The sequence below is a fragment of the Pseudomonas citronellolis genome (assembly GCF_029335315.1).
Taxonomy (GTDB): Bacteria; Pseudomonadota; Gammaproteobacteria; order Pseudomonadales; family Pseudomonadaceae; genus Pseudomonas; species Pseudomonas citronellolis_A.
Window position 1 is genome coordinate 1 of sequence record NZ_JARJLT010000206.1, and the last position, 10,060, is coordinate 10,060.

Genomic DNA, 10,060 nt, shown 5'->3' on the forward strand with positions numbered 1-10,060 from the left:
CTGGCGCTGCTGGTCCTCGATCTGGCGGCGCTGCTGCTCGCGCTGGCGTTGCTGCTCCTGCTGCTGGCGCTGGCGATCCTCCATCTGCCGGCGTTGCTGCTCGGCCATCTGTCGCTGCTGTTCCTGTTGCTGACGCTGTTGCTCCTGCTGGCGGCGCTGCTGTTCCTCGGCCTGGTGGCGCTGCTGCTCGGCCATCTGCCGTTGCTGTTCCTGCTGCTGGCGTTGCTGTTCCTGCCATTGCTGCTGTTGCTGGGGATCGTTGGCGTTCCAGGCGAACGCCGCGCCGGCTGGCAGCAGCAGGCCCAGGCAGAGGGCGCGAAGGGAAAGGCGAAGGGGCATGGTCGAGTCGTCGGGCAAGGGGCGAAAACGCCGGGAAAGTCGGGGAAATAGAGCGGTAAACGTTGGGAAAAGTTCCGAAGCGCCAAAAAATGGTCGCGCAAAGGAAATACTGCTTTTAGTTATTGGGTCATTTTAATTTCTATTTAGTAGAGAATAGTCAGAAATAGACCAAATCAACAGAAAATGGAGCATTGGCTAACATTTGTACAAATGTAATAAGTCAATGCTTTGAAACATCTTGTAACCGTGTGGCCACTTTTACCCCGGGTTATCCACAGAATCGATGCGCAAAATTTGTACATCGCGGCCCTTTACCCGATAGGCGGCCTGGTAGGGCCAGCGTTCGAGCGCCAGTTCGCGCACGCCGGGTACCTCGCTGGGCTGCCCGAGGCTGCTCAGGCCGAGGTCGGCCAGCGCCTGCACCTGCTCGACCATGTCCTGGATGGCGCGCAGGGCCTTCTCCGGGCCGATCAGCACGACGTAGTGGTCGTACAGGCCATCGAGGTCGCCGGCCGCCTTGTGCGTCCACAGCAGGCTCATGCCAGGCCCCACTTGGCGGCGACTTCCGCGTGCGCCAGGAGGTGCCCGGCGTTGGCGTCTGCCAGGCCTTCGTCGATGGCCGCGACGTGCCAGCTCTGCCGCTCCAGGTACTGCGCCAGCGCCTGGCGCAGGTGGTACGGGCGGTCCCGGTGGGTGGCGCGGGCCAGCTGGTCCAGGGCCTGGGCCAGGGCGTCATCGGCGCGGAAGGAGATTACGGTGGTCAATTTCTGAGCAGTCCGTTTACGCTGTATACAGAGTTTACAACGATAACATAAGTATACGAATCAGGCACTTGGCGGGGGAAAAAGGCGTCGGGCGAAAGGGCGGGCGAGGGCAGTCGGGAAGGGCTGGGGAGCGGCCGCGAGAAAGACCGCGAGAAGGCCCGGAAGGCCCGCCGGGCCTGGCGCCGCGGGCACTTGCGCGGCGGCGAAAGTTGACTTGCCGCATTCGGGATTTGCTCGGCCGGTGCGGCGTATCAGGCTTGCGGGGCGCAGGCCGAATGAAGCCTGTCCACAGCCCGGAGACCCCCATGCCCCACGATTTCCCGCAACCCCTGGACGCCGCCGAGATCCCGCGCTTCGCCGGCATTCCCAGCTTCATGCGCCTGCCGATCTTCGAAGACCCGGCGCAGGTGGACATCGCCCTGGTTGGCGTGCCCTGGGACGGCGGCACCACCAACCGCGCCGGCGCCCGCCATGGCCCGCGCGAGGTGCGCAACCTGTCGAGCATGATGCGCAAGGTGCATCACGTCAGCCGGATCGCGCCCTACGACCTGGTGCGCGTCGGCGACATCGGCGACGCCCCGGTGAACCCCATCGACCTGCTCGACGCGCTCAAGCGCATCGAGGGCTTCTACCGGCGCATCCACGCCGCCGGCGCGGTGCCGCTGTCGGTGGGCGGCGACCACCTGGTGACCCTGCCGATCTTCCGCGCCCTGGCGGCCGAGCGGCCGATCGGCATGGTCCACTTCGACGCCCACTCCGACACCAACGACCGCTACTTCGGCGACAACCCCTACACCCACGGCACGCCGTTCCGCCGGGCCATCGAGGAGGGCCTGCTGGACCCGAAGCGCACCGTGCAGATCGGCATTCGCGGCTCGGTCTACTCGGCCGACGACGAGGCCTTTGCCGAGGAATGCGGCATCCGCGTGATCCACATGGAAGAGTTCGCCGCGCTGGGCGTCGAGGCGACCCTGGCCGAGGCGCGCCGGGTGGTGGGTGACGGCCCGACCTACGTCAGCTTCGACGTCGACGTGCTCGACCCGGCCTTCGCCCCCGGCACCGGCACCCCGGAGATCGGCGGCATGACCACGTTGCAGGCACAGCACATGCTGCGTGGCCTGCAGGGGCTGAACCTGATCGGCGCCGACGTGGTCGAGGTGTCGCCGCCGTTCGACCAGGGCGGGGCGACCGCGCTGGTCGGCGCGACCATGATGTTCGAGCTGCTGTGCATCCTCGCCGACGTGCTGGCCGCGCGCCGCTGACCGCGTGGGGGTTCACGCGGCGGCGTCGCCGGGGCTATAACGAAGACCCGCGACCGCCGCGAGAACCACCATGCTCGGCAACCTCTCCGACATCGACCTGCGCCTGCTGCGCACCTTCTGCACCATCGTCGACGCCGGCGGCTTCACCGCCGCCCAAGTGCGCCTGAACACCAGCCTGTCGCGCCTGAGCGTGCTGGTTCGCGACCTCGAAGTCCGCCTCGGCTATTCGCTGTGCCGGCGCGGCAGCAGCGGCTTCCAGCTGACCGAGGAGGGCCAGGAGCTGTACGAGGCGGCGCAGGGCCTGTTCGTCGATCTCGAACGCTTCCGCGAGCAGGTCAGCGGCCTTGGCGGCCGCGACCGCGAAGCCCTGCAGCTGGGCTGCGTCGACGGCGTCGTCGGGCAGCACTGCTGGCCGTTGCCGCTGGCCATCCGGCTGTTCCGCGAACGCAGCCCCGGGGTGCGCCTGAACCTGCATACCCAGCGCCCCGACGAGCTGGAGCACGGCGTGCTGGAAGAGCGCCTGCAACTGGCCATCGGCGCCTTCCACCACCGCCTTTCCGGGCTGCGCTACCAGTCGCTGTTCCACGAGGAGCAGAACCTCTATTGCGCGCCGGGCCATCCATTCTTCACCCGCGAGGCCGAGGAACCGGCGCTGGAGGAAATCTGCGCCGCCGATTACGTCGGGCGCGGCTACATGACCGAGAGCCGGCGGCCCCACGGCCTGGTGTTCAACCGCACGACCACCGCCTACAGCATGGAGGCGATCGCCAACCTGGTGTTCAGCGGCACCTACATCGGCTACCTGCCCACTCCCTACGCCAGCGCTTGGGCCGCCGCCGGGCGCCTGCGCGCGATCCGCCCGGCGCAGCTGGCCTACACCTCGGAATTCCACTGCGTGACCCGCCAGGGCGCCGAGCCGGGCGAGGCCCTGGGGGCCTTCCTCGGCGTGCTGGAGGAAGCCCAGGCGCGCCTCGGCCGGGGTGCGGTCACGCCGTGAACGGGCTCCGCGCGCTGCACGACGACGGCTACCTGCTGTTGCCCGGCCTGCTGGACGCGGCGCAGGTCGCCGAGGTGCGCGGGCTGATCGACGCGCTGCGGCCGCTGCACTGGGACTACGAGGGCCTGGTCGATCACTACAAGTGCGTGTTCAACCGCTCGCCGCGCTGGCTGCCGTACCTCGATCCGCCGGGCCTGATCGAGCTGGCCGAGGCGGCGCTGGGCGAGGACTGCCACGTCATCGGCCAGACCGCCTGGCGCTGCCACCCCGGCTTCATCGGCGCCGACACGCACCTCGACTACCTGCCGCTGGAGCTGCCGGAAAGCTTGCTGGCCAGCGGTTTCGAGCTGCCGATGTTCATCTGCACGGCGCAGATCTACCTCGACGACATCGATGCCTCGCTCTGCCCGACCTGGGTGATCCCCGGCAGCCACCGCGCCGGCCGTGCGCCGCATCCGGACGAGCGCGAATGGCGGGGCAGGGCGGCCGAGCCGGTGCTGTGCCGCGCCGGCGACTGCCTGCTGTTCCGCAGCGAGCTGTGGCATTCCGGAAGCCGTAACCTGAGCCAGCGCACGCGCTACCTGTTGCAGGTCCACTACGGCCGGCGCATGGTGGCGCAGAAGTTCTCGCCGTACCTCGACTGGCGCTTCGCCGCCGAGGTGCTGGCCGCCTGCACGCCCCGCCAGCGCCGCCTGCTCGGCGAGCACGCGGCGGCGGAATACGACTGAGGAGCCACGCCATGAGCCAGACCTATCAGGGCGGCTGCCACTGCCGCGCGCTGCGCTACGAGTTCAGCGCCGAACTGGACGACGTCGGCCACTGCCACTGCTCGATCTGCCGGCGCAGCAGTGGCGGCATCGTGGTGACCTGGGCGACCATCCCGCGCGCCAGCTTCCGCTGGCTGCAGGGTGAGCCGGCCTGCTACGTGTCGAGCCCGGGCAATCGCCGGCTGTTCTGCGGCAACTGCGGGGCGCACCTGGTGTTCGAGACCGAGCGCACGCCGCAGAGCCTGGACGTGACCGTCGCCACCCTCGACCACCCGGAGCTGGCGCCGCCGCAACGGCACATCTGGGTGAAGGGGCGGATTCCCTGGCTGCACCTGGATGAGCAGTTGCCGGAAGAGGATGAGGAGACGTTGTAGGTCCGTGGCCGGACCAGGCTGAAACGGCGGATAACCGCGAACGGTTATCCGCCCTACGCCGAGGGTCGGCTGGGTGTAGGGCGAATAACGCCTGTGGCGTTATCCGCCGTTTGACTTGATCCCGGGCCCGCTTCGGGTTCAGGCATGAACGGCGGATAACCGCGAACGGTTATCCGCTCTACGCCGAGGGGCGGCTGGGTGTAGGGCGAATAACGCCTATGGCGTTATCCGCCGTTGGGCCAGGGACGCCCCGCTGGGCGCCGGTCAGAACGCCATCTGCCACTGTGCGATCAGCGCCTGGTTCTGCGCCTGGCTGCCTTTCTCGCCGCTGTAGGTCAGGCCGATGCTGTGGCGCGCCGACAGGCCCAGGTCGAGGCCGACGTCGAGCAGCATGCTGTTGCGGTCCAGCGCGGTGCCCTGGACGCTGAAGGCGCCGCCGCCGGCGAGGAAGGCCTGGCGGGTGCTGCTGTCGAGGTCGCCGTAGGTGTGGCGCCAGCCCAGGCCCAGGCGCGGGGTCAGGGTCATGCCGTTGTCCAGGTTGCCCAGCCAGGCGCTGCGCACGCCCAGGGTGCTGCTGAGGTTGTGCTGGCTCTGCTCGTCGACGTGCAGCGCCGCGGCGCCGCCTTTCTCGTCGTAGGCGTCGCGCTTGTAGTACTGGTAGCCGAGGTTGGCGTAGGGCTCGGCGCTCAGGCGGCCGTCGCCGACCTGGTAGCCGGCCTCGGCGAAGGCCTGCCAGCTGTGCGCGTCGTAGTCGCCCTTGGGGCTGTCGCTGAAGCCGTTGAACTCGACCCGGCGCTTGCTCTCGCCGTCGTGGCTGCTGTAGGCCGCGCCCAGGCGCAGGGCCAGCGGGCCGTCCTGGCGCAGGGCGTAGGTGCCCAGGTGCCAGCTGTCGATGTCGCCGGAGACGCCGCCCTGGCCGTCGAGGTCGGTGTGCGAGTAGCCGCCCAGCACGCCCAGGCGCCACTGGCCGTCCAGCGCCCAGTCGGCGCCGAGCAGGGTGCCGCCGGTGTTCTGGTCGAGGTCGCCGCTGCCGTGCTCGCCGTCCAGCGAGCCGTGGCTGCCCAGGCCTTGCAGCCAGAGGCGGCCGGCGGCGTTGGGGTCGTTCAGGTTGCGCGCCGCGCTGGGCACGCCGAGGGCGGCCAGTTGCGGGGTGTCCTGGTCGGCGCTGGCCACCAGCAGGCCGCCGCCGAGCTGGCGCAGCGCGCCAAGCATGGCGCCGCCCACCGCCTGGCTGCCGGCCAGGGTGGCGCCGGCGAGGTTGGCGGTGCTGGCGCCGGCCAGCTGTTCCAGGGCGCGCGCGGCGTTGCCGGCGTCGCTGGTGACCAGCGCGTTGTACAGGGTGCCGGTGCCCTGGCCCTGCAGTGCGGCGGCGGCGTTGCGGCCGTTGCCGCTGAGCGCCACGTCGGCGAACTGCACGTCGTTGCGGGTCAGCTCCAGGTCCACCGCGTTGGCGCCGTAGCTGAGGGTCGGGGTGAGGAAGGCGAAGTTGCTGCTGACCGCGGCGAAGGTGCCGCTGACCCCGCCGCTGGCGCTGAGCACCTGGTAGTGGCTCTGCCAGGGGTAGTCGCCGCTGCCGGCTTGCAGCGCCAGGGTGGCGCCGCCCAGGCTGGCGCTGCCGTCGACCTGCACGGGCGCGTGGCTGCCGTCGGCTTCCACGCCGAACACCAGGGTCGCGCCGCTGCGCAGGGTCAGGTCGCCGGTGACGTGGGTGGCGCCCGTTTGCGGGCTGGCCAGCAGGATGCCGCTGACGTCCAGGCCACCGACGCTGCCGGCGCCGGCGTAGATGGCGCCGCTGTCCACCAGCAGGGTCCCGGCGATGCCGCCCTGGTTGAGCAGGCCGGCGCCGCTGTAAACCTCGCCGCCCTCGCTGAAGTCGCCGCTGCCGGTCAGGGTCCAGAGCCCCTCGCGCACCTCGAGACGCTCGAAGTTGGCGCTCTGGCCGAAGCTGCCGCCACGGGCGTCGTCGAAGATCACCGTGTCGCTGCCGTCGCCGCCGTCCACCAGGCCCTCGAAGCGGCTGCCGGCGAGCAGGGTCAGGCTGTCGTCGCCGCCGCCCAGCTCCAGGGCGACGCCGTTGCCGCCACTGATCAGGCCGTCGTTGATGACGCTGTCGGCGAAGTCGCCGACCAGGGTCACGCCGCTGGCGGCGACGCCCTGGATGGTGCCGTGGTTTTCCAGGCTGATGGCGCCGAAGCCGCTGTTGCCGTTGCCGTCATCCACCAGGATGCCGCGGCTGGCGCCGCTGATCAGCGCGCCGGCGGCGTTGTAGATACTGCCGCCGCCCATGGCGATGCCTTCGCTGGCGTTCGGCGAGCCGTCCTTGGAGCCGGCCGCGCCTATGCCTTCGATGGTCCCGTAGTTCTCGATGTGGCCGATCAGGTCGATGTCCACGCCATCGCCGTCGCCGTCGGGCACCAGGCCGTTGTAGGCGCCGGTGATGCGCCCGTAGTTGATCACCGTGCCGTTGCCGTCGGAGCCGTAGCCGGAGCCGTTGCGGCCGATGATGGTGCCGTCGGCGTAGTTGACCAGGGTGGCGCCGACGTCGGTGGTGATGCCGTGGCGGCCGCCGGAGATCAGCCCGTGGTTGTACACCGTGCCGCCTTCGGCGTCCTGGAAGTCGATGCCGTCGCTCTTGGTGTCGGCGCTGGTCATGTCGCCGCTGCTGATCTCGCCGTAGTTGGTGATGGTGGCGTTGGCGCCGGGGCGGATGCCGTCGTTGCCGTTGGCGTGGATGACCCCGGTGGCGCGGTTGAGGATGGTCACCGCGACGCCGCTGCGCATGCCGTCGAAGTCCACCGCCTGGCCGCTGCCGGTGGAGGTGATGGTGCCGGCGTTGTCGAGCAGCAGGCTGCCGCTGGCGAAGCCGTCCTTGATCCGCACGGTGTCGTCGGTGGAGGTGATGCTGGCGCCGGCGCGGTTGTAGATCTGGTAGTCGCGGGCGGTCGCGGCACTGCCCGAGCTGTCGATGGCGCGTCCGGCGGTGGCGCTGATCTGGCCGCTGTTGTCGATCACCACGCCGCTGCCGGTGGTGGCGCCGGAGAGGGTGACGGCCTTGTCGCTGGCGGTGAGGCTGCCGCTGCTGGTGACCTGCAGCGTGGTCTCGCCGCTCAGGGTCTGCTTGGTGCTGCTCGGCGTGCTGATGACCACCGGGCCGGCGGGCACGGCGTGGGCGGAGGCGCTGAAGACCAGAGCGATGCTGAGCGCCAGCGGGGAAGGCTTGAGCGACATGGCGACGACCTTTTTTCTTCTGAAAGTGGCCGTCGTTTATAGCGATGCAATCTTACGTTTTTGTAACCGTGCTGGCTTTTCGCCAGGCCGGGCGCGAACGCCCGGCCCGCCGGTTCATTCCTTGCCGGTTCATTCCTTGCCGGTTCATTCCTTGCTGGCTCATTCCTTGTAATAGACCAGCTGGTTGCTGGTGGCGAGCAGTTCGCCGGCTTCGCTCCAGAGTTCCGCGCTCTGGTCGAAGTAGCCGTTGCGGAAGGCCTGGCCACGCGCTTCGCCGAGCAGGTAGCCGCTGCCGGCCTCGGCCAACTGGGCGGCGTCGGTGTGGAAGTAGGTGGTGATCGACACGGTGCCGGCCGGCACCGGGGTGGCGCGGCGCAGCCAGACGCGCGGGTAGAAGATGTCGCTCATCGCCGCCAGCGCCGGGAAGTCCAGGGCGCGTGGCTGGGCGTCGCGCAGCCAGAGCTGGCTGCGGCTGTGCTCGCCGCTGCCGTCCCAGGTGCTCGGGAAGGCGCCGCTGATGGCGCGCATTTCGTATTGCTGCACCCAGGCCACGCCTTTGCCGCTGGTGTTCAGCGTCGGGGTGTCGGCCGGCGCCGGGGCCTGCGGACGGCTCAGGTCGAGCTGGCTCCAGGTGTCGCGGCGCAGCGCGGTGACGGCGGTGCCGGTGGTGCTGACCTGCTCCTCGCCGTCGGTGTCGACCTGGCTCAGTTGCAGCAGCCAGTGCTGGGTCGAGCGGTTGGTGCGGATCGGCGTGGCGCGCACGCGGTAGGCGCCGGCCTCGATGGCGGCGGCGAAGTTCACCGTCAGCGACACCGGCGCGCCGAGCAGGCGCGGATGGCGCAGCACGGCCTGCAGCAGGGTCGCGGCGGTGATCCCGCCGAACGGCCCGACCATGTTCCAGTACTCGCGGCTGGTCTGGCCGTGGAACAGGTCGGGGTCCTGCGCGTCGGCCTCCAGGGCCAGGGCGCGGTCGAAGGGGTGCAGGGCGGAGTCGGTCATGCTCGGTGCTCTCGGCGCGGGTATCCGGTCCTTTTAGGGGAGCGGGGCGGGCGCGGTCAAGCGAACCGGGCGGTCAGGGCGTGACCTCGAAGCGCAGGGTGCCGATCACCTGGCCGACCTCGGTGAGCACCTGCACCTGCCAGCGCCCGGTGGGGTCGCCGGGGAAGTTCTGCTTGTGCGTCCAGGCGCGGTAGCCGGCCTCGCGGCCGCCGTGGATGTCCAGGGCGATGCGGTCGACCTCCTGGCCGTTGAGCCGCCACACGTGGTAGATGCGCTCGTCGAGGCCGCGCGGCGCGGCGATCGCGGTGTAGGCGTAAAGGCCCTGGCTGCGCACCTGGGCGGCGCTGACCTGCTCCAGGCTGTCGCCGGGGGTGCGCTGGCTGTTGTCGAACTGCTCGGTGACGGCCATCTCGGTCAGCCACAGGGTCGAGGGCGGCACCCAGGCGCGGCCGAACCAGCCGACCACGCCGATGCTCAGGGTCAGGCCGAGCAGGGCGAACCAGCGCCACCACTTGTGGATCGACACCGACACCACCAGGCTCGGGAAGGACAGTGCCACGGCGATGCCCAGGGCCCAGCGGTAGCTTTCCGGGGTGCTCAGCTGGAGGATCAGCGGCAGCGCGGTGAGCAGCACGGCGAACAGGGTCAGGGTGTGGTAGCCGAGGAAGGTCCAGCGTCGCGGCGCCAGCCACTTGTAGTAGATCGGGTCGATGATCGCGGCCAGCCCGGCCAGCCCGAGCACCCCGGTGAACAGCGACTGGCCGCTGTTCCAGGTGGTGGTGACGAAGAAGAACGGCAGGACGAAGAACAGGCTTTCCTGGTGGATCAGCTGGGTCGCGTAGCGCAGCAGGCCGGGCGGCACCGACCAGCCGAAGCGCTCCTTGAAGCGCTGGGTGAGCAGGTTTTCCAGCATCAGCCAGACCCAGCTGACCAGCATGACGATGGCCATGACGCGGGCGAAGCCGGCGCGGTGGCGGTCGACCATGATGAAACTGAACAGCCCGGAACAGAAGCCGAACACGGCGACCAGGTGCGGATAGCGTTCCAGGAGCGAGAGGGCCAGCGCGATCAGGCGCTGCACGCGGGATTTCCAGACGAGCATGGTGGCGGGCCGGAGCCGAACAACGAGAAGGGCGGCGATTGTAGCGCTTGTGCCGGCCGTCGGGCAGCGGCGCTGGACGGAGGGTAGGGCGGCCATGCCTCACCTCACCGTAGGAGCGCGCCATGCGCGCGAATCGCGGGCAACGTCCGCTCATGTACCTCCACAGCAAAGTCGCTGGGTCCCCGCGTTCGCGGGGATGACGCTGGGGGATGCATGCCAGCCCCAACC

Annotated in this window: 10 protein-coding genes; 5 read left to right on the forward strand and 5 right to left on the reverse strand. The window is 69.6% G+C overall.

The window, feature by feature from the left end; translation table 11 throughout:
* Window positions 1-390: hypothetical protein (locus tag P3W75_RS16320; protein ID WP_276228350.1), on the forward strand; the 390-nt coding region annotated here is incomplete at its 5' end.
* Between the two features lie 207 nt (window positions 391-597).
* On the opposite strand, the gene P3W75_RS16325 is transcribed toward P3W75_RS16320, so the two are convergent.
* A complete protein-coding gene (locus P3W75_RS16325; RefSeq protein WP_276228351.1) occupies window positions 598-879 on the reverse strand; it encodes a type II toxin-antitoxin system RelE/ParE family toxin in 282 nt (93 codons plus the stop codon).
* The gene (locus P3W75_RS16330; protein ID WP_276228352.1) at window positions 876-1,103 is read right to left on the reverse strand and encodes a CopG family ribbon-helix-helix protein; all 228 of its coding nucleotides are present in this window, start codon (window positions 1,101-1,103) and stop codon (window positions 876-878) included. The genes P3W75_RS16325 and P3W75_RS16330 overlap by 4 nt, the downstream gene beginning before the upstream one ends.
* A gap of 305 nt (window positions 1,104-1,408) precedes the next feature.
* On the opposite strand from P3W75_RS16330, the gene speB reads away from it, so the two are divergent.
* The 4 genes from speB (at window position 1,409) to P3W75_RS16350 (ending at window position 4,503) form a co-directional block, all read left to right on the forward strand.
* Window positions 1,409-2,365, forward strand: coding sequence for an agmatinase (gene speB / locus P3W75_RS16335; protein ID WP_276228353.1), 957 nt, complete (start codon window positions 1,409-1,411; stop codon window positions 2,363-2,365).
* A 70-nt stretch (window positions 2,366-2,435) separates the two neighbouring features.
* The gene (locus P3W75_RS16340; RefSeq protein WP_276228354.1) at window positions 2,436-3,362 is read left to right on the forward strand and encodes a LysR family transcriptional regulator; all 927 of its coding nucleotides are present in this window, start codon (window positions 2,436-2,438) and stop codon (window positions 3,360-3,362) included.
* Window positions 3,359-4,090, forward strand: a complete 732-nt coding sequence (locus P3W75_RS16345; RefSeq protein ID WP_276228355.1) for a phytanoyl-CoA dioxygenase family protein — start codon at window positions 3,359-3,361, stop codon at window positions 4,088-4,090. The genes P3W75_RS16340 and P3W75_RS16345 overlap by 4 nt, the downstream gene beginning before the upstream one ends.
* A gap of 11 nt (window positions 4,091-4,101) precedes the next feature.
* Window positions 4,102-4,503 (forward strand): GFA family protein, encoded by a 402-nt coding sequence (locus tag P3W75_RS16350; RefSeq protein ID WP_276228356.1) that lies wholly within the window; start codon window positions 4,102-4,104, stop codon window positions 4,501-4,503.
* A 264-nt stretch (window positions 4,504-4,767) separates the two neighbouring features.
* Here the strand turns inward: P3W75_RS16350 and P3W75_RS16355 are convergent, their stop codons facing one another.
* The 3 genes from P3W75_RS16355 to P3W75_RS16365 all read right to left on the reverse strand — a co-directional run bounded on the left by P3W75_RS16355 (window position 4,768) and on the right by P3W75_RS16365 (window position 9,832).
* On the reverse strand, window positions 4,768-7,731 hold the full coding sequence (locus tag P3W75_RS16355; RefSeq protein ID WP_276228357.1) for an autotransporter outer membrane beta-barrel domain-containing protein: 2,964 nt from the start codon (window positions 7,729-7,731) through the stop codon (window positions 4,768-4,770).
* Between the two features lie 159 nt (window positions 7,732-7,890).
* Entirely contained in the window at window positions 7,891-8,730 is an 840-nt protein-coding gene (locus P3W75_RS16360; RefSeq protein WP_276228358.1) for an acyl-CoA thioesterase, read from the reverse strand.
* Window positions 8,731-8,803: 73 nt separating this feature from the next.
* Window positions 8,804-9,832 (reverse strand): DUF5924 family protein, encoded by a 1,029-nt coding sequence (locus P3W75_RS16365; RefSeq protein WP_276228359.1) that lies wholly within the window; start codon window positions 9,830-9,832, stop codon window positions 8,804-8,806.
* Window positions 9,833-10,060 lie beyond the last annotated feature (228 nt).